The sequence below is a fragment of the Bacillus salipaludis genome (assembly GCF_030938565.1).
Classification (GTDB): domain Bacteria; phylum Bacillota; class Bacilli; order Bacillales; family Cytobacillaceae; genus Neobacillus; species Neobacillus salipaludis_A.
In genome coordinates, this window is sequence record NZ_JAVGVR010000001.1 from 1,045,483 (window position 1) to 1,069,713 (window position 24,231).

Genomic DNA, 24,231 nt, shown 5'->3' on the forward strand with positions numbered 1-24,231 from the left:
AATTTTACTATAAGGGAATAATTTCCAATTTTTAACGAACCATTTGTCTATAAATATTGGGGTGGCTTTCCTTGTTTTAGGACAAATTTACCAAAATGTTGTAAAAGTAATGGCATTTTCTATTCTTTGCAAAGTAAAATAAACTTGTAGGACTATTTTTAAAGGGGGCGGATTCAAATGAACATCGTAACAACCGAGAATATTGCGAATCATAAAATTACAGAAGTGATTGGACCAGTATTTGGATTAACCGTAAGGGCGAGAGGACTTGGTAAGGATATCATGGCTTCTCTTAAAGGGCTCGTGGGTGGAGAAATTAATCAGTATACAGAAATGCTGGAAGATGCTAGAAAACAAGCAATCGACCGCATGGTGAAAAATGCGCAGGCAATGGGGGCAAATGCGATTATTATGATGCGCTTCGACTCTGGTGAAATCGGTCAGAATATGAGTGAAATCGTCGCGTATGGAACAGCTGTTATTGCGGAAAAGGAATAGACGATGAAATGGATTTTGGGTTATTACGGTATCCAACTCATCATTCTTATTATTTTAATCATTGGTTCCTGATTGATTTGGGATCGCCGCTTTAAATCGAAGCATGGACAACAAGTGCCTAAGGGCTTCGTCCGGACAAATGAGGTCTCAATTGATCCAACTACAAATAAAAGATTAGTTGTTTACTTTAATCCGGAAACCGGTGAGCGATTTTATAAGGAAGAATAGGGTGAGGGGACGATCTCAGCTTATAATTATTAAAAGGTATCCCCAGAAAAACGAATTGGAGATACCTTTTGCATTTTGGTTATAAAAATTACTTATGCTAAGTTTTCGCCCTTACACATACCGATTCCGGCCGGATAGCATTCCAAATGTCATCTGAATGACAGAAACAATAATGAGAGTGATGAGTGGGATGGTCCACATATGGGTTTGGTCATATAAAAACCCAATAAATAACGGTCCGATTGCGGCAAGAATATAACCAGTTGATTGGGCCATTCCCGATAAATCGGCAGCTTGGGCAGCACTTCGGGCACGAAGGCCGATATAGCTAAGGGCTAATGGAAAGCTCCCACCCAAGGCAATTCCGATTAAAATAATACTGATAATTAAAACCGGATAGGATGAGCCAAAGAGTAATCCTGTAAAGCCGACTAAAGCACTCAAACTTAATCCGAAGGAAATACCAACTTGTGAACGAAACCGTCCTGCCATAACAGGGACGAAGAAACTGGCCGGTAATCCCACGAGTTGGGTAAAGGAAAGGAGCCAACCTGCTGTTTCAACACTAATGCCGTGACTGTGCAGGATTTCAGGCAGCCAAGAAATTGTTACATAAAATAAGAAGGATTGAAACCCCATAAAAATGGCGATTTGCCAGGCAAGTTTTGAACGCCAGATTTGATTTGAACTGGGAGTTACTTTTCTGACTGCATTCTGGCTTCCTTGATTAAATTTGACAAGAAAGCTCCAAACCAAGATGGCTACAATAGCTGGAATCCCCCAAACAATTAAGGCTCCCTGCCAGCCAAGGTTTAATCCCGTTGCTAATGGGACACTTACTCCGGATGCTAAGGATGCAACAAATCCCATCGAGGTAGAGTAAACACTTGTCATCAACCCGAATTTTTGTGGGAACTTGTCCTTTGCAACAGCTGGCAAAAGCACATTTCCAATCGCTATTCCCATCCCGGCCAATAGGGTTCCGACAAAGAGAAAAAATGTCATGGGGATCACCCGTATACTAATCCCAATCAAAAGTGAAACCAAGCCAATGAGCAGAGTCTTTTCGTTTGAAAATCGATTGGCTAGTTTTGGAACAATTGGTGACATGACGGCAAAAACGATTAACGGTAAACTCATTAACAGGCCTGCGCTCCAATGGGCAAGTCCGACATCTTTCTGAATCATTCCAATTAATGGCCCAACAGAGGTAATCGCCGGTCGCAAATTAAAGGCGACAAGGATAATCCCGGTAACGAGGAAAAAAAGATAAGACGATTTCGTCTGAGTATTAGAATTTGTTAATTCCATTTATTTACTCCTTTCAGGAAAATACACTTTCTAAAGTATATCATAATGAAAGGGGAAATGCGGTCAGTGTCAGGTATGATAGAGGCCAAAGTCAGGAGAGTAAACGTAAAAACTGCCTTCAATAAACTAGATTGGGGACAAAATCAAGCGAGTATCTTGATAAATGTCCCCAATAATTTCTCTTCCTCTTCATATTAAATTTTGTCGGTTTTTAATTTAGCTTTTAAATCCAATATATTGACCCGCTCACTTGTATCGGCTCCTCCTACGCCAAATACCATGGTAGCCACTCATGCTACCCCCACTACCTATACTATAAAGAAATAATATTAATAGAATATGTCATAGATGTTATAAACCTGTTAACCCTTCTTTAAAAAAACATGAAGTAGAGGAAGGTATATTGGCGAAATCTACTGAAATTTACTTCATCATTTGCTTAATGAATTCCCGATTCCGTTTCTGAAAGACTTCATTATGCGAAGAGACCATCGCCACTTTAGGTGCGTGCGGCTGAATAAGTTGCTTTGCTTTATTGACTGCATTGGCCGCATCTTGGAAAGCACCCGCAATTAAATTCACTTTCCCTTCGTACATGAGAATATCTCCAGCCGCATAAATTCCCTCAACAGAAGACTCACATGTCGCATTGCCAGCAATATAAGATTGCTCAGCCCGTTCAATAGACAATTCACTATGATCCAATAAGGCCGCATCTTGTTCATAGCCATGATTGATGATTACCTCATCGATCTCCAGAGAAAAGCTTTCACCCGTTTCTTGATGGGTCAAGCACACCTTCTTAATCACATCATGCTCGTGGGAAGCAACTAATTTCGTAATCGAGGTATTTAAGAAACAATGGGCAGAACTGTTCAATAACTGGGAAACCTGCGCCTCATGTCCTGATAATTTGTCCTTCCGATAGGTTAGATAAACTTGTTTGGCAACTGGCACCAACTCATTGGCCCAATCAATCGCCGTATTGCCGCCGCCGGATATGATAACTGTTTTATTTTTAAAATGGTTTAACGACTTCACGGTATAATTCAAATTCGAAACTTCGAATCTTTCTGCACCTTCAATTTCCAGTTTTTGCGGTTTTAAGATCCCGCTGCCAACTGCCACGATGACCGTTTTTGAAAAATGCATTTTCCCTGATGCCGTTTTTAAAACGAAAATCCCCGCTTCATCCCGGCAGATTGACTCCACTTTTTCATTTAAAACGACTTCCGGGTTAAACGTTAATCCCTGCTGGACAAGCTGCTTCCGTAAGGTTTCTCCGGGGACAGGTGTTAAGCCGCCCACATCCCAAACAATCTTTTCTGGATAGATATGTAATTTACCGCCTAACTGCGGTTGAAATTCGATGATCTTTGTTTTCATTTCGCGTAATCCACTGTAAAAGGCAGAGTAGAGTCCTGCCGGTCCGCCGCCAATCACGGTTACATCAAATAATTCTTGCTGATTCATTTCCTCACACTCCCAGCAAATAATTGTTATTGATTATCATTCTCAATTAAACATACACAATTTTTACTCAATTGGCAATAGAGAACTTTTCAGGGCGGACACGAAAGAGGTATCTATAAATTTAGCAATTTTAAAAAAATGATTGACAGAGGATATAATTGCCATTAAAGTGGAGTTGTGAAAATGATAATCATTATCAATTGCGTTTTTCTAAAGGGGGTTACAAAAAAATGGTTCGCCTTTATACCAATGAAATCACGATAGGGTACGGTGACCGTGTCATAGTAAAAGATCTTAGTGTTCAAATTCCTGATAGAAAAATCACGACCATCATCGGTTCCAACGGCTGCGGAAAGTCAACTCTCTTAAAAGCGATATCCCGGATTATTCCTTTTCAATCTGGAACCGTAATCCTTGACGGAAAAAATATCTCACAGGAGAACACGAAAATTCTCGCTAAAAAAATGGCGATACTGCCGCAAACACCTGAAAGTGCCAGCGGATTATCGGTAGGAGAACTCGTTTCCTATGGACGTTTTCCTTATCAAAAAGGTTTTAGCCGTTTGACCAAAAAGGATATGGAAGTCATTAACTGGGCCCTTGAGGTGACTGGAACTGCATGCTTTAAGTATCGGCCTGTCGATGCATTATCAGGCGGCCAGCGGCAGCGGGTTTGGATTGCGATGGCTCTTGCCCAAGAAACGGAAATCATCTTCCTCGATGAACCAACAACCTATCTCGATATGGCTCACCAGTTAGAGGTTCTAGAACTCTTGCAAAGACTTAATCGCGAACAGGAACGAACGATTGTCATGGTGCTGCATGATTTAAACCAAGCGGCTCGTTTTGCAGATTATTTGATAGCGTTAAAAGACGGGCAAGTCATGAAAGCGGGGCAGAGTGAAGAGGTTCTTACTCCTCTCGTGTTAAGAAAGGTATTCAACATTGATGCTGAAATTGGGAAGGATCCAAGAACCAATAAACCCATGTGCATCACGTACAATTTACTAAAAGGAGATAGGAAACATGAAAAAGCTGATGATTCCCTTTATTTTAATCTTAGTGTTAATTATTAGTGCTTGCAGTAACTCTACTAAAACAACAACTAACTCGGATTCAAAAAAGAAAGACACGATTACATACCAATCAGAAAATGGACCCGTTAAGGTTCCTGCACATCCGAAACGCGTTGTCGTCCTTTCCTCATTTGCTGGGAATGTCATGGCGTTAGGTGTTCCGCTTGTCGGAGTGGATTCCTGGTCAAAAATGAACCCGCGTTTTGACAGTAAGCTGAAAAATGTCGAAGAAGTATCGGATGAAAACTTGGAAAAAATTATTGAATTACACCCAGATTTAATTATTGGGTTGTCTACGATAAAAAACGTAGATAAATTGAAAAAAATTGCACCTACCGTTACTTTTACGTACGGAAAAGTAGATTATCTAACGCAACACGTTGAAATTGGAAAACTATTAAATAAACAAAAAGAAGCACAGGCTTGGGTGGACGATTTCAAGCAGCGGGCAGAAAAAGCCGGTGAAGAAATTCGAGCTAAAATTGGACCAAACGCGACCGTTTCGGTTGTAGAGAACTTTGATAAGCAGCTCTATGTTTACGGCGACCACTGGGGACGCGGAACAGAAATTTTATATCAAGCTATGAAGTTAAACATGCCGGAAAAAGTGAAAAAGATGGTAGAAAAAGATGGATACTATGCCTTATCACAGGAAGCCCTTCCTGAGTATGCCGGGGATTATCTCATCTTAAGTAAGAATTCAGATACGGATAACTCGTTTCAAGAAACCGATACGTACAAAGAAATCCCAGCTGTTAAAAACAAACATGTTTTTGAAGTAAATGCAAAAGAATTCTATTTCAATGACCCGTTAACATTAGATTATCAGCTAGAAACGTTTAAAAAGGACTTTCTAGGAAACTAATTTTTTCTATTTTCTTTGGTTCGCAGATAAAACATTTCAGTACGCAGATAAAAGTTCCTTTTTCGCAGATAAATGACTCAGAATCGCAGATAAATCATGATGGGTTTCACTTGATAACGTTTGACTGAATCCATTTTAAGAGTCAAAAACTACAATTTTAAAAGGAGGAATTCAGTTTTATTGAATTCCTCTTTCCGAAAGATGAGAGATTGTGATGACAAAATCGATTCCCTTTATATACAAGTTAAGCTTATTCTTGTTGGTATTTTTCGCGATGTTTATTGTTTCCATTGTGTTGGGAGCGGCAGATACCACGGTCAAAGATGTGTGGTTTGCGCTAACAGCGACCGTGAAGAGTCAAGAGATTTCCCTCATTCGAGAGATTCGCCTGCCGCGCGAAGTCGCCGCCATCTTTGTGGGAATGGCGTTATCCGTTTCAGGTGCGATTATGCAAGGATTAACAAGAAATCCGCTTGCAGACCCAGGTATGCTGGGGTTAACAGCGGGGGCAAATGCAGCGCTGGCGATCACCATTGCCCTCATTCCGTCCACCAATTATTTTGGAATCATGGTCGCCTGTTTTATTGGTGCCGCAATTGGTTCGATTCTGGTATTTGGAATCGGGGTCATGAAAGGCGGTTTTTCACCACTTCGGATTGTTCTGGCGGGTACGGCTGTATCAGCTTTTCTTTACGCGATTTCAGAAGGAGTTGGAATTTACTTTAAAATTTCAAAGGATGTATCAATGTGGACAGCAGGTGGAATGATTGGGACCACCTGGCATCAGCTTCGGGTTATTGTTCCTTTTATTGTCGTGGGAGTCTTACTTTCGCTTTTTCTCTCCAGGCAGCTGACGATTCTTAGCTTAAATGAGGAAGTCGCTGTGGGATTAGGGCAAAAAACGGTCAATATTAAATTCGTTCTGTTTCTTGTCATTATTTTACTCGCCGGTGCATCCGTTGCCCTTGTTGGCAATATGGCCTTTATTGGATTAATGGTTCCGCATATCGTTCGTCCAATTGTTGGAACAGATTATCGATTAATTATCCCGTTTTCGGCTATTTTAGGGGCGACATTTATGCTTTTTGCCGATACACTGGGGCGAATGATTAATGCTCCTTATGAAACACCGGTTGCCGCGATTGTAGCACTCATCGGTTTACCCTTCTTTCTCATGATTGTGCATAAAGGAGGGAACAAATTCTCATGATTCATCCGTTATTACTTAAAAAGCAGCGAATTATGCTGGTGGGATTATTTGTACTGATTTTGCTGACGATTGCTATTTCGATCGGGATTGGCTATTCTTCGGTATCCTATGATCGCTTGATTCCTACAATCATTGGGCAGGGGACCTTTAAAGAGGAATTTGTTTTATTCTCGATTCGCTTGCCGAGGATTTTGATTACGCTATTAGCCGGAATGGCGCTCGCTTTATCTGGTTCAATTTTGCAGGGAATTACCCGCAATGATTTAGCAGAACCGGGAATCATCGGGATTAACCAGGGCGCTGGAGTTGCGATTGCTGTATTCTTTCTGTTTTTTCCAATTGATGTTGGTTCATTTGTGTATGTTCTTCCGCTAGTTGCATTTATTGGAGCTTTTCTGACTGCAGCTTTGATCTATGTCTTTTCATATAAACGGGGTACAGGTCTGCAGCCGGTCCGGTTAGTGCTTGTCGGTGTCGGCTTTTCTATGGCTCTTTCAGGTTTGATGATCATTCTGATTTCATCTGCGGAGCGGACAAAGGTTGATTTTATTGCAAGGTGGTTGGCGGGCAATATTTGGGGGACCGATTGGCCGTTTATCTGGGCAATCCTGCCTTGGCTTGTGATTCTCATTCCCTTAACCTTGTATAAAGCCAATCGCTTGAATATCCTGGGTCTTAGTGAGCCAGTTGCGATTGGGGTGGGGATCGCGCTTGAAAAGGAGCGGATTGTTTTTCTAAGCATTGCTGTTGCTTTAGCCGCTGCAGCTGTATCAGTTACCGGAGGAATTGCTTTTATTGGACTGATGGCGCCGCATATTGCCAAGGCTTTAGTCGGACCGAGAAACCAATTATTTATCCCGATTGCTATTCTGTTAGGCGGCTGGCTCTTATTGCTGGCCGATTCGATCGGACGAAATATCATTGACCCCGATGGAATACCGGCCGGGATCATGGTTGCTTTAATTGGTGCGCCTTACTTTATGTATTTGTTATTGAAAAAATAAAACCAATCTAAAATTTAAGATGCGGGATCTATGAAGGGAAAAATGATTAGGGGGAAGTGGAGCAGTTTACTCCATGGTAAACATGATTCTAAAATAGGTGCATATAAATGGGAAGATAGTCAACAATCCGGGCAAGATGGAGCAAGGTTCAGCAGTTGAATTTAAGTATAAGAAATACTTTTTCTCTTGTCTATAGTAAGGAAGAGAGGAATATTTTATGACGAAACCAAGAAATTCCCTGTGGAAACCGCTGATTTTGTCGGTTCTTTCTCTAGCTCTTATTCTAGCTGTTGTCATTTTTACATTCGGAGGAGATAGAAGTGCGAAGCAGACAGTCAAAAATCCAACGATAACATCACCTCCACCTAGTCAGAACTCCTCCACATCCGGTCATGACAAAACCTCAAGTGCTAATGCACTAGTAAAAGAAATCTTTTCATTGTCTAAGGAAGGAAAAATAGCACATACCCCATTCATTTCCGGTAAGACTGAAATGAAGGAAGTCAATAATAAATGGGGAGAACCTAACCAAAGAACTGAAACTGCAAGTGGTATCTACGAAGAGTATAGAAATCACCATGTAGTATTTGGTTACCATGATGAAATTGTTAATGATATCAGGTCTTATGATTCGGAATTAAAAAATATTCTATTAAATGAGATCAAGAAGGCGGGCGGTGAACCAGATGAGGTTCGGTATTATAAAGATAGTACCCATGACCAAATTATTTTAGTTTATCATGTTACCTCTGTGTACGATTTAAAGTGGATTTTACCAAAACCAACAGATCAGGAGCCGAATCCAGAAGTGGATCATATTTCTGTTTATACCCAAATAAAAAAACAATCGGGTAAACCAAGTCAATCTGATGATCCGAAACCATCTGATCATCCAGGACAGACTGATAATCCAAATCAAGCGGATGATCCAAATCCGTCTTCACATCAAAATAGTGTCACAGAAATCATATCTGGTATGAGCTTGGATGAGAAAATTGGGCAGATGATCATCGGGGGTATATATGGAACCACAGTTGATGCCCATACCAAAAATTTAATATCCAAATACAAAGTTGGAGGATTGATTTTTTACGCTAATAATCTAGTAAACTCTCAACAAACGGTTCAGCTTTTAAACCAAATTAAGTCTGATAATGTTCCCAACCCTATGCCGCTTTTGTTAAGTGTTGACCAAGAAGGAGGTAGCGTTTCTAGGCTGCCAGGGGGACTTAATAACTTTCCAACAAATAAGGTTATTGGAGCAATCAATAATACTCAGCTTTCCTATAAAGTTGGTTCCATTTTAGGCAGAGAGTTAAAAGGATTTGGTTTCAATCTTGATTTTGCGCCTGTTCTAGATGTCAACAGTAATCCTCACAACCCAGTAATAGGGAATAGGTCATTCGGAAATAATCCGGAAGTTGTAAGCAAGCTTGGGATTCAAACCATGAAAGGAATTCAGTCGCAGAATATTATTCCAACGATTAAGCATTTTCCCGGACATGGAGATACTGATATAGATTCCCATCTAGAACTTCCCATCGTCAACAAAACTCTAATGCAACTTAAAAAACTTGAATTAATCCCGTTTGAACGTGCCATTAATCGCGGGGCTGATGTGGTAATGGTAGCCCATATCTTGCTCCCAAAGCTGGATGACCATTTTCCGGCCTCCATGTCTAAAAAGATTATGACTGAAATTCTAAGAAAACAGCTTAATTTCAATGGCGTTATCATTACTGATGATATGACGATGCAGGCAATTACAAATCATTTCACCATTGGCCGGGCGGCGGTGGAATCAGTCATGGCTGGCAGCGACATTATTTTAGTAGCCCACGATTATAACAAAATAGTCGAAACCATTTCTTCCTTAAAGACTGCTGTTCAAAAAGGGGAAATTTCCGAACAAAGAATCAATGACAGCGTCAGTCGCATCATTCAATTAAAAATAAAATATGAATTGAATAATTCGCAAGTGGGAAACGTGAATATTGGGGAGATTAATCAGTCAATTAGCAAGCTGTTGGATGAGTATACGAAATAAAGGAACGGTATGGCACACCTGAAGAAGGTGCAAAAGTCGTAACTTTTCTTGAATCAGGCTTAAAGTAATGTATGCATATAAGCCTGATTATTTGTAAATACTCGATATTTGTTTGAAAATGGGATTATAGCCTAAAAAGCAACAATTCATATAAATTTACACCTCAAAAAAACAATGCAATTCAGCTGCGAATTGCATTGTTTTTTCAGTTTCGAGCCCCCAAAAACGGCTAACCCTTTTCGGGGCATTCAAAAATATATGCTCAAACCATCATTGTCACGCCGCAAATGCGTTACGCCAATGAGAGTCTAAGTAACTTGTAGAATTAATCTGCGGTGACTGGGATCAATGAATAGATCAAATGCGCAACCCCATCTTTGTCATTTGATAGGGTAACCTCATCACATATATCCTTTATTGCTTCATGGGCATTCCCCATTGCAAAGCTTTTTCCAACGACCTGCTGCATGGATAAATCGTTAAAACTATCCCCGACAGCAGCAGTATCAGTTAAGGGGATGCCTATCTTGTTTGCAAGAATTTCTAAAGCATTGCCTTTAGATGCATTCTTATGTTCGAATTCAAAATTATGTTTCGCAGAGCTCACAATTGTTACATCCTCCAAATGCTCAAAATGACGCCTTCCTTTTTTCAGCTTCTCTTCATGAAAGGAAAATGCAAGGATGTTATACAATTCGATTTCTTTGCCTACTAGATCTGAATATGACTTAATATAGGAAAAGCCTGTTTGACTATATTGCTTTTCAGCAGCATATTTCAGCTGTTCAATACTTATATCTGGATTCGCACTTGACACGCGATCCATTTCAATGGCTAAAAGTTCCCGTCCATTCTGCGGGGTAAAAATTGAATGATTAGTGAATACCTCATAATAGAAGTTCTCATTCTCCAGCCAGCTCAAAATAGTAATGGCATCCTCAAGATTGATTGCTTTGGAGTGGACCAATTCTCCATTCGGTTGATGAATGGTTGCCCCATTTGCAGCAATGATCCAAGTTTTCAACCCAGTATCTTTAAAAATCTCTTGAACATCAAAATGGGCACGACCAGTGGCGATGACTACTTCAACACCATTGGATTGGGCAAATTTAATTGCTTCCAGATTCCTTTGGCTTATACGGTTTTCTTCATTTAGTAATGTGCCATCCAAATCCACGGCAATTAGTTTTACCACTTTAAACATCTCCTTCTTCAAAATCCGCTGTTAAGATTTCTACATTGTTTTTACTTAATAATTCCCTAAACTCTTTCGCAGGGGTTTTATCGGTAATCAAGAGATCAATATCTTGTAAGTCAGCGAATCGAAAAAAATCTGTAATGCCTAGCTTCGTATGGTCTGCTAGCACAATGACCTGTTTTGCTTGCTGAATCATTTTTCTTTTTACGACACCGTCCTCCTCATGGGCGATCGTTAATCCGTTTTCCGAGATACCAACAACTCCGATATAAACCTTATCAACATGGTATTCAGAGAGTTTTTCTACTACAGATGAGCCATAAAGAAATCGATGCTCTTTTTGCAGAGTGCCCCCTAAAAGCTGAATATTTATTTGAGGCTTGGATGATAATACTTCTGCCTGGTTGATTGAGTTGGTGATAATGGTACAATCTATGCTTTCAATCTGTTCTGCACAAGCTTGGACGGTTGTAGAGGCATCTAAGATTACTCTGTCGTTAGGATAAATTAATGAGGCAGCCATTTTACCGATTTTCTTTTTTTCTTCTGATACAGTTTTAAGTCGTTTTGTATAGTTTTTCACCTCATCATGGACGGATGGAAGGATCGCTCCGCCACGAGTACGCACAATCGCTTTTTCTTCCTCAAGCCTGACAAGATCCCTTCTTGCTGTATCTCTAGAGACATCGAACAGTGAACAAATTTGATCGACCGAAATCCTGTTATTCTCTTTTAGAAAATCCATGATTGATAATAATCTTTCCTCTTGGTACAAGATTTGAGCCTCCCTTTTAAGTGGTTTTAAGTAATTATACACCATTATTTGCATGTTTGTAAGTGTAAATAATTGATTTTAAGCAATATACCCGACCCCCCAAAAAATTTTATCTCTGTTTGGTCAAATCTTAGATTGTATACTAAATTTTTTAAATAGTATAATAAGCTTGTAATCTATTTATTAACTACCGTTAGTTGCGTTTAAGGAGAAAGGGTCATGCAAAATAAGCTAAGTATTGGAGAAATGGCAAAACTTCGAAATGTAACAGTGGATACATTGCGTCATTACGATAAAATTGGATTGCTAAAGCCGATTTACACGGATCCTAAAACTGGCTATCGGTATTATTCGATTTATCAGTATGAGATTCTTGGAACCATCAAGGAATTAAGAAAAATTGGTTTTTCTTTAGAGGAAATTAAGCAATTTCTAACAAATCGTAACGTCAAAAAATCGGTTCATTTACTTCAACAATCACTAGACAATATTCAGGAAAAAATTAATGAGCTGCAAAAAATTCATAAAATATTGAAGACCCGGTTAAATAATATCGAACGTTTCACAAAAAGTTATCAGGATTCTGATATTGTCATTAAACATTTTGAAGAACGAGAATACATTCAGCTCGACAGACCAGTAGGTTGGGAGGATCAAGAAAATATATATTTTGGACTGTTGGAGCTTGAAAATATGATTGGTGGGGACATACCGGTATTGGCCAGCAATAAATTTGGAGAATTTATCAAAAAAGAATATTTTGATGAAATCCGCCAAACATCTGATTCTTCCAGTAAATTAAGTGCTTTTCAATGCCAATTATTTATTCTTGTTCAAGATGATGGACCGGAACAGTCAACTCAAAAACTAGAAAAGGGTCTCTATATATGCTCCTACTATGGGGGAGTTGATCGGGAGAACTTGCTGTACTTGCTTAAAAAGCTGCTCCATCATTGCGAAATTCATGGTTACATTCCAAATGGTGATGCTGTTGCAATTATGCAGGTTGATATCTCTTTGACGGATCAATATGATGAAGCCTATTATGAAATCCAAATTCCTATTCAAAAAGGATAAATTGAAAACAGCCTTCGAAATGATTTTTTCAATTCGAGGCTGTTTTTTTTTTAGGAATAGTTGACTCTGGAGTTGGACAAGACTTTATGATATTTTCATATTATTCTGAAATGAGGGATGATTTCTATGTTATAGGCGAAAAGGTCATTTTCAATAGGGAATAAGGGCAATTAATACGCAAATAAGGAGGATTGATCTATGAATCAAACAAGCACGCCAACTCTAAAGCGTTCTTTATCATTAAAATATGTTGTGTTCTTTGGTTTAACCTTTATGGCTCCAACGACTATGTTTTCAACATATGGGGTAGCTGTTACAAGTACAAATGGGATGCTCCCCACCGCTTATGCGATTGCTCTAATTGTCATGTTATTTACAGCTTATAGCTATGCGGAATTGGTGAAAGCGTTCCCAAATGCAGGGGCAGCTTATACGTTTGCACAAAAATCGATAAGCCCTCATTTAGGGTTTCTCGTTGGTTGGACAATCATACTCGATTATGTGTTTAGCCCGATGATCAGTTCCCTTCTCAATGCAATCGCACTACATGCAATGTTCCCATCCGTTCCAATGTCTGTTTGGATCATTTCATTTATTGTGATTATTACGATTGTCAACATCCTAGGTATAAAATTAGCAGCGAATTTTAATACCATCTTACTTCTCTTACAAGTTTTTTCGTTTGTACTGTTTCTGATTTTGTCGATTAAAGGAATTTTTGCAGGAAGAGGAGCAGGGACATTATTTTCAACCGTTCCCTTCTATGATTCTCACATTAAAGTACCAACGCTACTATCTATTATTCCTATTTTATGTTTTTCTTTTTTAGGCTTTGATGCCGTTACTACGTTGTCAGAAGAGACTAAGGAACCCAGGAAAACATTGCCGAGAGCGATCTATATCATCACGCTTATTGGTGGGTTCATGTTTATCTCGGGTACGTATGTTTTACAACTCATTTATCCAGCGTTTCAGTCTTTTAAAAATCCTGAATCCGCCTATATTGACATTGCGATGTATGTTGGCGGGAATATTTTTACGAGTGTCTTTAATGCAATCGGCCTAACAGCCGCCTTTGCTTCAGCCGTTGCTTCCGGTACGAGCGCCTCTCGTATTCTGTATGCAATGGGAAGGGAGGATGTATTGCCGAAAAAAATCTTTGGCTATCTATCTCCAAAATACCGCACACCGGTATTCAATATTTTACTCATTGGTGTTGTTGCGTTAAGTGCACTATTCCTAAATTTAACCACTGCCATTTCGCTTATTAACTTTGGAGCGCTGTTCGCCTTTTTCTTTGTGAATCTTTCGGTTATCGCACACTATTTTATCCGAAAAAAACAGAGGTCTTTTAAAGGAACGATTCAATATTTGATAATCCCGCTTATTGGGACGGCGCTTATTGGACTGTTGATTACCAAGCTGGACAAACATTCCCTATTATTAGGTGGAACATGGCTTCTCATCGGATTTATCTATCTATTAAACTTAACAAAAATGTTTAGGCAGCTGCCTCCTGAGCTTGGCTTAGAAGAAGCTCATTAAAGTGGCATTTATCTATATAAATGAAAGGATTGATTAATTATGAGTCAACAAAAAGCTGATATGATTATTTCGAGTGATGTTGTTTTTACAGGTCTTACCGACCAGCCTGAACCCGCTTCGATTGCGATTAAGGATAACAAAATTGTTGCGATTGGTTCTGAGAAAGAAATGAAACACTTTGCAGGTGAGAATACGAAAATTTATCAATTTAATGATCAACTCATCATGCCGGGATTCCATGATTTCCATCTTCATCTTATGCAGGGGGCCGTTGCCCTTAATGGTGTCGATCTGTTCGCGGCCCGTTCGGAAGAGGAAGCACTGGAAATGATTCGCAAATTCGCTGAAGCTAATCCGGAAAATCCATGGGTAATCGGATTTACATGGGATGCAGGTTATTGGGATACTCAAAAATTACCGACCCGTCATTCATTGGATCGGATTCTCCCTGATCGTCCAGCGCTTATGTTTCATGCCGAAATGCATTATGCTTGGGTGAACACAAAGGCATTAGAGATCGCAAATATTAATCGACATACTGAATCCCCTTCTTTCGGCAGGATTGGGAAGGACGACGATGGAGAACCAAATGGCCTTCTCTATGAAGGAGCAACGGATGCGGTCATCCGCCATGCCTATGATTTTACGAAAGAACAAAAGAAAGCTCTTTTAACAAATTTCCTTACTCATGCTGCTAGTTTAGGAGTAACGGCTGTCCATGACTTATTTGCATCGGAGTCAATGAATATTATTAATGATTATGGCCTTTTCAAAGAATTTGAAGATAAAGGGGACTTAACAACACGCATTCATTTATGGCCAGTATTAAATGGCGATATAGAGCGTGCTAAACAATTGAGAGATACGTATCAATCGGATAAACTCCGTGTGTCCGGACTGAAACAATTTATTGATGGCGTTATTACTGCCCGTACGGCTTATTTATTAGAACCTTATGCAGATCAACCGGATTCACGTGGTGAGACAACTTTCCCTGCTGAGACGATTAAAAAATGGGTGGCGGATGCAGATAAGGAAGGCTTCAGTATTCGTTTTCATGCGATTGGTGATGGAGCCATCCGTCTAGCTTTAGATGCTTATCAGGAAGCGCAAAAAGTCAACGGCAAACGGGATTCACGTCATTCCGTCGAGCATGTAGAAGTAATACATCCGAATGATATCCCTCGTTTTAAGGAGCTGGGTGTTACTGCTTCAATGCAGCCGGATCACTTTGCAATGTCGGAACGGGGTGTTTACACTGATCGAATTGGTTCGGAACGAGAAAAGCATGTTTTTTCAATAAATACTTTGAAAAAATCTGGTGCAAACTTGGCATTTGGAACTGATTTCCCAGTTGATATCCTGAATCCGCTTCTACAAATCTATCGTGCAGTAACGAGAATCGACAGCAGTGGAAAAACAGTGTGGCATCCGCATGAACGGATTGCGCTTGCTGATGCTTTAAAAGCCTATACGTCAGGATCAGCTTACGGTACATTTAGAGAGCATGAATTAGGCACATTGGAAGTGGGGAAACTTGCGGATGTTGTCGTCTTGGAGCGAAATCTTTTTGAAATACCGGTGGAGGAAATACCCGATACGAAAGTCCAGCTAACAATTGTTGATGGTACAGTGGTCTATGATCATACAAAGTCTCTAATCGAAAAATAACATATTTATGAAAAGAGGATTCCGTTACTGTAGAATCCTCTTTTGTATTTAAACTATTGTTAACCAACTATTCAGATATAGATAGTTTATGCAAAATTAAATACCACTGTTAGTTAAATATCCCTAAAAACCAGTAATACCATTTGGCATAAAACATGCATTAATCTTTTAATCAAATCAATTTGAAGCTTTAGTCATTGAGGGGTTGAGTTAAATGAAACTTGAAATAAAACCCATAGCAGCTATTATTGTAGGTTCTGCCATTATGGGTTTTGGCATTGATTGTTTTAACATAAGTAACGGTTTAACAGAAGGCGGTATTACAGGAATAACCATATTACTGAAATTTATTTTTAATTGGGATCCAGGGTTAGTCAATTTATTGATCAATATTCCACTTATGTTTCTAGGTTGGAAGACACTGGGGAGAACTGCCTTTATTTATACGGTAGTGGGAACTGTATCGTTATCTATTTTTCTTAGTGTTTTCGAAAATTTCTCTTTGCCTTTACATGATTCATTGCTCGCTTCTCTTTATGCAGGTGTTTCGGTCGGAATTGGATTAGGGATTGTATTTCGTTTTGGCGGGGCAACAGATGGAATCGATATCATCGCCTATCTTTTGAAAAAACACATGGGATGGAGTATTGGACGAACATTGTTTTTTTCTGATTTAATTGTCGTTGCCATATCGCTTATTTATCTGGATTTGACCCGTGCTATGTATACCCTTGTGGCTGTATTTATCGGAGCAAAAGTCATTGATTATGTCCAGGAGGCAGCGTATAAAGCCAAAGCCGTAATGATTATATCGAATACAAACACAGAGATTGCGAAGAAAATCACAATGGAAATGGAAAGGGGTGTTACATTACTTAACGGTAAAGGAGGATACACAGGAGAGAGTAAGGAAGTGCTTTATTGTGTAGTTAACAGAAATGAAATAGGGCGACTAAAATTATTGGTGGAGGGAATGGATCCCTATGCATTTGTGAGTGTTAATGATGTGTACGAGGTGCTTGGAAGAGGGTTTACCCATGATAACCGCAAACGTTAGATTAATATATTAATGCGATTGGGGAAAATGAAATATTTCGATTGGTTCTAATGGAAGAAGTTAAATTATATTGCCAGCATTTTTATGGAAACAAAAAGCCGTTTTCTCCTAAGTCATTCGGAACTTGAAAATTATATATCTGCTGTTGCTGCTCCTATTTTTAATTACAATGGGTCTATCATTGCAGGCATTAGTATTGCAGGCCTTGATGTGAATTACCAAAAGGAAATGCTGCCTTCGTTGGTTGAAAAGGTCAGAGTGCGGCACACGAGATTTCACAAAAGTTTGGATACACTTAATAAATGACACGGGTTAAAAGCGCTTGTGTCTTTTTATGATTTTTCTTAAAGCATACTATTAAGGGATACTGTTTCTTTTGGAATAAATGTATATGAATCTGTTAAATTGGAAAACCTTATAGTAGATGTGTTATGATATCATTTTTACATACTATCTAAAATAAAAGGATGAGGTGCTAGATTATGAATAAAACTGAACTAATCAACGCTGTCGCAACACAAACAGAATTAGCTAAGAAAGATGCTACCAAAGCGGTGGATGCGTTGTTTGAAACTATCTCTAATACACTTGCTAAGGAAGAAAAAATCCAGTTAATTGGGTTTGGAACATTTGAAGTACGTGAACGTGCAGCCAGAACAGGCCGTAATCCACAAACAGGCGAGGAAATGCAGATCGCTGCTTCTAAAGTTCCCGCTTTTAAACCAGGTAAAGAACTAAAAGAAGCCGTCAAATAAGTAATCTTTAAAGAGTGCTAAGGAAGCCTTTTTGCTTCCTTAGCGCTCTTTTTTCTATTGAATAGCCTTTTTACTTTGAAAATGAATTGGTATCTTAATAATAAGGAAATTCATTCGCAAAGGCAGTGATTATATGGAAAAACACTTTGGAACTCTTCAAATCGAATTGGATGCCATTCTTAGAGCTTCGAAAGATAACATCGTGATTACGGATGGAAACGGAATGGTTTTAAAAGCTAGTCCGAATTGCCAAGCCATTTACGGAAAGGGTGTTTCTTTTTTAATTGGAAAATCAGTAACTCAGCTTGAAACAGAGAGCATTTTTTCCCCATCGGTTACCAAGATGGTTTTAAAAGCAAAAAAGGAAATACAAGTGATGCAGCACACGACAACAGGACGTGTAGTAATGGCAACGGGCTTCCCTGTTATGAACGAAATCTTTAAGAAAACAGCCTTGTCTTAACTCCAATAAAAGTAAAATGATTTTTTCGATAATTTTGTAAGATATTGTTGATATCTCTTGATGTCGATTTTATACTGATTAAAAAAATGCAATAGCGGGTCGTAAATTAGGTGAAATGGAATAATGCAACATGAGGGGCTATTTGAATGAATGGAAAAAAAGTGATCATACTTTTGATTATGGTTTGGCTTTTTACTTCGAATTTCTCGGTTGCAGAAGCAACCTCTTCAAAAAATAGAAATAGCTATGAAAATATCTATGAAAAATATAGTAGTACTGCAGACTCTTTTTCAAGCGAGTCGATTCCACTCACAGATGATGAAATAGAGTACCTTGATAATGTCAGGAAAAAAGGGTTGAAAGTTCCTAATAATCTTGATTCCATGGGGGGATTCTATGAATTTAAAAATAATGGAAATGAATATGGGGTAAATAAACTCTTCTACTCCACACTGGAAAAAGTGTTAGGAGTAAAACTATCTTATGTCGCAGTGAGTAGTTCAGAGGATGTCATCAATAAAATATCGAATGGATCATTGGATTTGTCACCCATAATCCAAAGGCGTACAGTAGTCTATCCTGAGATTTTGCTTAGTGAACCCATTAGCATCAATATGAATTTCATTTTTTATTCGAATGATAAAAAAATAACGGATGATACACTTGTGTATACACTTGCAGGGAAAAAAGTCGGTATTCTAAACATGATAGACGATAACAGTCAATCACTGAATAATTTTAGCGATATAAAATATTATCCATACAAAGATCTTTCTGCTGCTTATGATGCATTGAAAAATAATAAGATTGATTTTATCTACTCAAATGTTGGGAATTATAGAAGTTTAATTGATCATGGTCTCTTGGCGCGTCCGGTCCCTAATTCCCGAACCTATGATACCTATCGAGTAATAACTAGCAGTTCCAATCCTCTATTACTATCGATACTGAACAAAGCGATTTCCATCGCAATTGGCCCAATCGTTGCAAAATATGAAAAAGAAATGCAGAAAGCATATTTGTACAATCATTTCCCTATGACAGAAAAGGAAAAGGAGTTTATACGTTCAATTGGAAAAGTGCGTGTTATGGTGGATGACAACTTTGCACCCCTATCCTTTTATGATAAAGCCAAAGGTAAATATTCAGGTGCCAGTGTCGAACTTTTTGAAAACATTGCACACCTCATTGGGTTAGACTATATCTTCATACGCGATGAAAACCTTAGTTGGTCCGAAAAGGTTAACAAAGTGAAAGAGAAAAATATTGACCTCCTGTTTCCAATTAGCATTACGGAGACTAGACAAAAATTCGGTCTCTTTTCACACCCGTATGTTTCCACATATTATTCTGTAATTGCAAAAGCAGACAACCCAAAAAAGATAAAATACGTGCAAGAACTTCTTCATAAAAAAGTAGGAATCGTAAAGGGAACATCCATAACAGATTTCATTGAGACAATTATTCCTAAAGAACAAATCACATATTTTGATAGTGATCGTAAAATGTATCTCGGACTAAAAAATAGGGATGTTGACTATATCATTCAAAACGAAAATGTCTTTTTGGAAGATTTTTATGAAAATGAGCTTTTTGATTTGACTTCTGTTTATCGCATTAAAGAATCACCTAAATATTATTGCTATTTTTTTAAACAGACAGGTGAGATGGATACTTTAGTAAGCATTATGAATCGTGCTATGAATTATTTTGATACAAATGATATTGTTGATAAGTATAAAGTTGGTGAAAGTGAACTTAGGAACAGGTATATCACGCAAAAAAGACATCGGAATCTAATCACTTTCATTTTGCTGATTGTATTGATCGTTTTATCACTATTTGTATTCGGTTTTATTCGAACTAAAAAGGTTTCGAAAAAACTTGAAAAGGAAGTAGCGATAAACGAAATGGCCTATTTGCAATCGCAAATAAAACCTCACTTTTTATATAATGCACTAAGCGCGATCATGGCCTTTTGCTATACTGATACGGAAAAAGCGGGAGAATTATTGAACAGTCTCAGTAAATACCTAAGAATTGTTTTTAATACCGATAACCGTGGTGAGCTGGTAACGCTGCAACGTGAAATTGAACTGGTGAAATCTTATGTGGATATTGAGGAAGCCAGATATGGAGAACGACTTCAAACCATTTTCGAAATTGATGAAACTTGTTTACAGCAAAGGATCATGCCATTGATGATACAGCCTTTAGTAGAGAATGCAATCCGGCATGGGGTTGTAAAAAAAACGCAGGGGGGCACGGTAAAGCTTACCGTCCAGCCAAAAGGCGAATCGATAAAAGTTACTGTTACAGACGATGGGGTTGGGATGTCGGAACAAAAAATTAAAGAAATTTTATCTAGAAAGGAAACTGTTTTTGGAGTAGGCCTTGCCAATATCCATCAAAGGCTGGGACATATTGCAGATACGAAACTGACCATTGAAAGCAGAGAAGGGTATGGTACAATCATCACTTTATATTTACCGTTTAAGAAAAACACTTGATAAAATAACTGGAGGAGGAAATTTGCCTTGCCGAAGCTGATTGCGATTACCATAGATGATGAGCATCCAAACCATATTCTACTAAAACGAGTGATTGATCTAAATGGTCAATTGGAAGTGGTCAAGCAATTTACTCACCCTAAAACAGCCCTTGAAAAAATTGGTGAGATTAAACCAGATGTTGCGTTTGTGGATATTGAAATGCCAGACATGAATGGATTGGAATTGGCAGAAAAGATTTTGGCGATTCATGGGGAAACGCATATCATTTTTGTCACTGCATACAGCCAGTATGCGATAGAAGCTTTTAAAGTTAATGCCCTGGATTATATTTTAAAGCCTGTTGATGCGCAAGAAATAAATCGAGTGGTTCGTAAAATCATGAACCGTACGAGCCGGCAAAGGCCTGAATCCAAAATTGAGGATCAAGAAATCATGCACAAGGGAAGAATTCTTTGTATGGGCGAATTTGAAGTCTTTGGGAGACATTCAAATCAAAAGGTACACTGGATAACATCGAAGGTAGAGGAGCTCTTGGCTTATCTTGTCATGCACCTTGGGAAACCTATCGGCAAATGGAGGCTCTGTGATTTGCTTTGGCCCAGCCTAGACCCTGATCGGGCGACAACCAATCTCCATACCTCTATTTACCGCTTAAAGAAAACAATTGTGAATGAGCAGGTGCCACTTAAGATTAAAAGTAATAGTGACGGGTACTGGGTAGAGCTTGAGGAATGTCTCTTGGATTATCAGGAATTTGTAAGAGTATCCACGGATTTGTTAAGGAGCAACCAACATCCTGACAGCGAAAAAGAAGTATCGTTGCTTATGAAAGCTGAATCATACTACCGTGGAGAGCTTTTTGAAAATAAAGCTTATCTTTGGAGTGCTGCTCTTAGCGAAAGCATCAACCAAATTTATATTCGACTTACATATCGGCTAATCAATTATTTTGATAAAAACCAATCCATAGAACAAGAATTGGAATACCTGAAAAAGCTATTGCGCTTTTTCCCCTATGAGGAAAAGGCATGTATTATGGCAATGGAGATCTACGAAAAACGTAAAGACAAGCCAGCCCTCATCAGACAATATCAGCAGCATAGCCAATATCTTATGAAAGAAATGGGCTGCACACCCTCTTTAAAAGTTGAAAAGCACTATATGGAATTAATAAAAATCCTCTAAAGGACCAAAAGCGATTTGAAAAGGAGCTGTTTCCGATTCAAGTCGCTTTTTTCTATAATCACGTCTTTTCAGAATTGTTTATAATGTCAGAAATATGTCAGAGTGATGATTTAACATATTTTATGTTATAAAAAATTTGAGGAGGATAAAGAAATGAAAAGACATTTTTCAATGATTCTAGCAATTATTGTTGTACTTAGTAGTGCAACGGTTGGTTATGTATTTGGCTTATCTAAACAGCATTCAGCACATGTACAGGCAGCAGTGGAACAACCAAAAATAACACCAAGTGCTGAAGGTTCTACAGTAGATGGACTCAATAATATACTGAATGTAGCAGTTGCCTGGAAGCAGACTGCAGCAGAGTATAAAGCGCTCTATCACCAATCTTTTAATATGGCACGAATCCAAGTTGATCGTGCCCTTGCCAACCGCAAGGAGGGCGATAAACCGTTAGCTGTTATCACGGATATTGATGATACAATTCTCAGTCCGGTCAATTATTGGGGATATCTTATTAACAATAATAAAGACTTCTTCGACGATGCGATTTGGGACAAGTGGATTCCAACGTATAACATGGCGGCTACTGCAGGGGCACTGGATTTCTTTAATTACTGTAAGAAAAAAGGGGTGGAGGTTTTCTATGTTTCGAGCCGTGACCAAGGATCAAAAACATATCACTACGCAAAAACACAACTAAAGAAACTTAAATTTCCTTATGTCGATAAAAAGCATCTGACAATTCTCAGAGACACATCAAACAAGGAACCCCGTCAAAACGAGATAGCTCAAAATTATAAGGTAATCTCCTATTTAGGTGATAACTTGAACGATTTCCGCCGAATTTATTACGTTGCAGACATTGACAAGCGTGCCAAGTTGATGGAACAGGATAAAGATCTCTTTGGAACTAAGTTTATTCTCATGCCAAATCCAACTGACGGACATTGGGTACGCGCCATCTTTGGTGAATCGGAGCCTGCAGCGACCGATAATAATCGCGTAATATGGAAGGAGGCAGCTACTCGTTCCGCTTGGAAACAAAAGTAGAGTTGAATTTAAATGTATTGGGAGAGTCGTTACCTACATGGATTTAAAATGGACAGTGGATGGGTAATCGTTAACTCATACGGTCAGTTGCTCTTCCAGGAGGCTGCTATGGAACACGAATAGAAACGAACTTTTATAATTAGTTCGGTTTTCGTGGAAAAACATTATCGGTAGCATACAAAAAAGCGTATTAATTAACATATCTGTAATGCTTTTTTGATGATACTAATAGTCAAAGTAAAAACCACTTAGGATAATCCAAGTGGTTTTTATTTGTTAATTAAATAGGAGTTGATACAAGGGGACGGTTCCTCGTCCCATCACTTCATCAAGGTGGGACAAGGTTCCTAACCCACCGTCCCTAAATTTGAACTGGAACCTGAATTTCGAATGTAATCTCATTTGGCTTATCTGTGATTGTAATATCGACGTGCATGATTTGCAGTGCATCGCCAGTTATGTGATATCCTGTTTCTTCGAGATATTCCCAAATCTTACTCAAACTTTCGCTTCGGTTCCATAATAATTCTCCGTTGTAACGAATACATGCAAATAAACCGGCAGGAACAGTGATTTGGCACTGTTTTGGTAATTTTTCTTTATTTTTTGCAACGACAAAAATAATGGAAGGTTCTTCAAACCGTTTCGCTCTAAGATCTGCTTCCTTGATGATAATGCCTAGTCTATTACTAGCCAGAATTGGTGTCTTCTCGGTGAGCATATTTTCTAACCTTATAACACCATAACAAAGCTCCAAATTATTATTTATTTTTTCATTTAAGGTAATTAACTTCCTTTTTCCAATTTCGCGAAAAAACACCTCTTGAAGTTCTTTTTCTTTCGCTACATGCTCCAGGTATCCAATTTTCCCGCGAATATTTTCCTCCAAGTCATGTAACTCACTCAGTTTTGATTTAAGTTCCGTATGTTTGGCTTTAAGAATATCCAAGGACTTATTAAAATTACGTTCATTAAAATATTCCTTTATTTCGTCTGTACTCATCCCAAGTTGCCGCAACTCTTTGATGGTCCCTAAAACTTCATATTGAAAAATAGAATAGTAGCGATACCCCGAATCGGGATCAACATATTGAGGTTTGAATAGGTCAATCCGATCATAGTGGCGTAAGGTCTCCGCCGTTATCCCTCGTAGCCCCGCCATTTCACCAATGGTTAATTTTTCCTTTATTTTCACTGAGATAACCTCCCTTAAAAATTATAATACAC

General features: G+C 38.6%; 20 protein-coding genes and 1 pseudogene. 16 read left to right on the forward strand and 5 right to left on the reverse strand.

The window, feature by feature from the left end; translation table 11 throughout:
* Positions 1-177: 177 nt before the first annotated feature.
* On the forward strand, positions 178-498 hold the full coding sequence (locus RCG21_RS05075; RefSeq protein WP_026573696.1) for a YbjQ family protein: 321 nt from the start codon (positions 178-180) through the stop codon (positions 496-498).
* 339 nt (positions 499-837) lie between these two features.
* Here RCG21_RS05075 and RCG21_RS05080 read toward each other — a convergent pair whose 3' ends face one another.
* Both RCG21_RS05080 and RCG21_RS05085 read right to left on the reverse strand, forming a co-directional pair.
* A complete protein-coding gene (locus RCG21_RS05080; protein ID WP_133336677.1) occupies positions 838-2,037 on the reverse strand; it encodes a CynX/NimT family MFS transporter in 1,200 nt (399 codons plus the stop codon).
* Between the two features lie 423 nt (positions 2,038-2,460).
* On the reverse strand, positions 2,461-3,510 hold the full coding sequence (locus tag RCG21_RS05085) for an NAD(P)/FAD-dependent oxidoreductase (RefSeq protein ID WP_308912922.1): 1,050 nt from the start codon (positions 3,508-3,510) through the stop codon (positions 2,461-2,463).
* 230 nt (positions 3,511-3,740) lie between these two features.
* Here RCG21_RS05085 and RCG21_RS05090 point away from each other — a divergent pair, with 230 nt between their 5' ends.
* The 5 genes from RCG21_RS05090 to nagZ all read left to right on the forward strand — a co-directional run bounded on the left by RCG21_RS05090 (position 3,741) and on the right by nagZ (position 9,712).
* Positions 3,741-4,586 carry an ABC transporter ATP-binding protein gene (locus RCG21_RS05090; protein ID WP_133336663.1) on the forward strand — a complete coding sequence of 282 codons (846 nt, stop codon included), beginning with the start codon at positions 3,741-3,743 and terminating at the stop codon, positions 4,584-4,586.
* Positions 4,537-5,451 carry an iron-hydroxamate ABC transporter substrate-binding protein gene (locus RCG21_RS05095; protein ID WP_308912923.1) on the forward strand — a complete coding sequence of 305 codons (915 nt, stop codon included), beginning with the start codon at positions 4,537-4,539 and terminating at the stop codon, positions 5,449-5,451. Before RCG21_RS05090 ends, RCG21_RS05095 begins: the two co-directional genes overlap by 50 nt.
* 214 nt (positions 5,452-5,665) lie before the next feature.
* Positions 5,666-6,661 (forward strand): FecCD family ABC transporter permease, encoded by a 996-nt coding sequence (locus RCG21_RS05100; protein WP_308912924.1) that lies wholly within the window; start codon positions 5,666-5,668, stop codon positions 6,659-6,661.
* Positions 6,658-7,665 carry a FecCD family ABC transporter permease gene (locus RCG21_RS05105; protein ID WP_308912925.1) on the forward strand — a complete coding sequence of 336 codons (1,008 nt, stop codon included), beginning with the start codon at positions 6,658-6,660 and terminating at the stop codon, positions 7,663-7,665. Before RCG21_RS05100 ends, RCG21_RS05105 begins: the two co-directional genes overlap by 4 nt.
* A gap of 217 nt (positions 7,666-7,882) precedes the next feature.
* Positions 7,883-9,712 carry a beta-N-acetylhexosaminidase gene (nagZ, locus tag RCG21_RS05110; protein WP_308912926.1) on the forward strand — a complete coding sequence of 610 codons (1,830 nt, stop codon included), beginning with the start codon at positions 7,883-7,885 and terminating at the stop codon, positions 9,710-9,712.
* 325 nt (positions 9,713-10,037) lie between these two features.
* Here nagZ and RCG21_RS05115 read toward each other — a convergent pair whose 3' ends face one another.
* Positions 10,038-10,916, reverse strand: coding sequence for a Cof-type HAD-IIB family hydrolase (locus tag RCG21_RS05115; protein WP_372512576.1), 879 nt, complete (start codon positions 10,914-10,916; stop codon positions 10,038-10,040).
* On the reverse strand, positions 10,909-11,685 hold the full coding sequence (locus RCG21_RS05120) for a DeoR/GlpR family DNA-binding transcription regulator (RefSeq protein ID WP_133336651.1): 777 nt from the start codon (positions 11,683-11,685) through the stop codon (positions 10,909-10,911). Before RCG21_RS05120 ends, RCG21_RS05115 begins: the two co-directional genes overlap by 8 nt.
* A 219-nt stretch (positions 11,686-11,904) precedes the next feature.
* Between RCG21_RS05120 and RCG21_RS05125 the strand changes: the two genes are divergently transcribed.
* The 10 genes and pseudogenes from RCG21_RS05125 (at position 11,905) to RCG21_RS05165 (ending at position 23,004) form a co-directional block, all read left to right on the forward strand.
* Positions 11,905-12,762, forward strand: coding sequence for a MerR family transcriptional regulator (locus RCG21_RS05125; RefSeq protein WP_133336649.1), 858 nt, complete (start codon positions 11,905-11,907; stop codon positions 12,760-12,762).
* Positions 12,763-12,960: 198 nt separating this feature from the next.
* Positions 12,961-14,307 (forward strand): APC family permease, encoded by a 1,347-nt coding sequence (locus RCG21_RS05130; protein WP_308912928.1) that lies wholly within the window; start codon positions 12,961-12,963, stop codon positions 14,305-14,307.
* A 39-nt stretch (positions 14,308-14,346) separates the two neighbouring features.
* Entirely contained in the window at positions 14,347-15,978 is a 1,632-nt protein-coding gene (locus RCG21_RS05135; RefSeq protein WP_133336645.1) for an amidohydrolase, read from the forward strand.
* Positions 15,979-16,192: 214 nt separating this feature from the next.
* Entirely contained in the window at positions 16,193-17,035 is an 843-nt protein-coding gene (locus tag RCG21_RS05140) for a YitT family protein (RefSeq protein ID WP_133336643.1), read from the forward strand.
* An 84-nt stretch (positions 17,036-17,119) separates the two neighbouring features.
* Positions 17,120-17,341, forward strand: a complete 222-nt coding sequence (locus RCG21_RS33470; protein WP_133336641.1) for an IclR family transcriptional regulator domain-containing protein — start codon at positions 17,120-17,122, stop codon at positions 17,339-17,341.
* 176 nt (positions 17,342-17,517) lie between these two features.
* On the forward strand, positions 17,518-17,790 hold the full coding sequence (gene hbs / locus RCG21_RS05145) for a non-specific DNA-binding protein Hbs (RefSeq protein ID WP_133336639.1): 273 nt from the start codon (positions 17,518-17,520) through the stop codon (positions 17,788-17,790).
* Between the two features lie 133 nt (positions 17,791-17,923).
* Positions 17,924-18,226 (forward strand): annotated as a pseudogene (locus tag RCG21_RS05150) (sigma-54 interaction domain-containing protein); the annotation flags it as partial.
* Positions 18,227-18,399: 173 nt separating this feature from the next.
* The gene (locus RCG21_RS05155; protein ID WP_308912929.1) at positions 18,400-20,763 is read left to right on the forward strand and encodes a histidine kinase; all 2,364 of its coding nucleotides are present in this window, start codon (positions 18,400-18,402) and stop codon (positions 20,761-20,763) included.
* 27 nt (positions 20,764-20,790) lie between these two features.
* A complete protein-coding gene (locus RCG21_RS05160) occupies positions 20,791-21,951 on the forward strand; it encodes a response regulator (protein ID WP_133336635.1) in 1,161 nt (386 codons plus the stop codon).
* A 153-nt stretch (positions 21,952-22,104) separates the two neighbouring features.
* Complete coding sequence (locus RCG21_RS05165; RefSeq protein WP_208025384.1) at positions 22,105-23,004, forward strand: 5'-nucleotidase, lipoprotein e(P4) family; 900 nt, start codon at positions 22,105-22,107, stop codon at positions 23,002-23,004.
* Positions 23,005-23,365: 361 nt separating this feature from the next.
* Here RCG21_RS05165 and RCG21_RS05170 read toward each other — a convergent pair whose 3' ends face one another.
* Positions 23,366-24,199, reverse strand: coding sequence for a MerR family transcriptional regulator (locus RCG21_RS05170; RefSeq protein WP_208025383.1), 834 nt, complete (start codon positions 24,197-24,199; stop codon positions 23,366-23,368).
* Positions 24,200-24,231 lie beyond the last annotated feature (32 nt).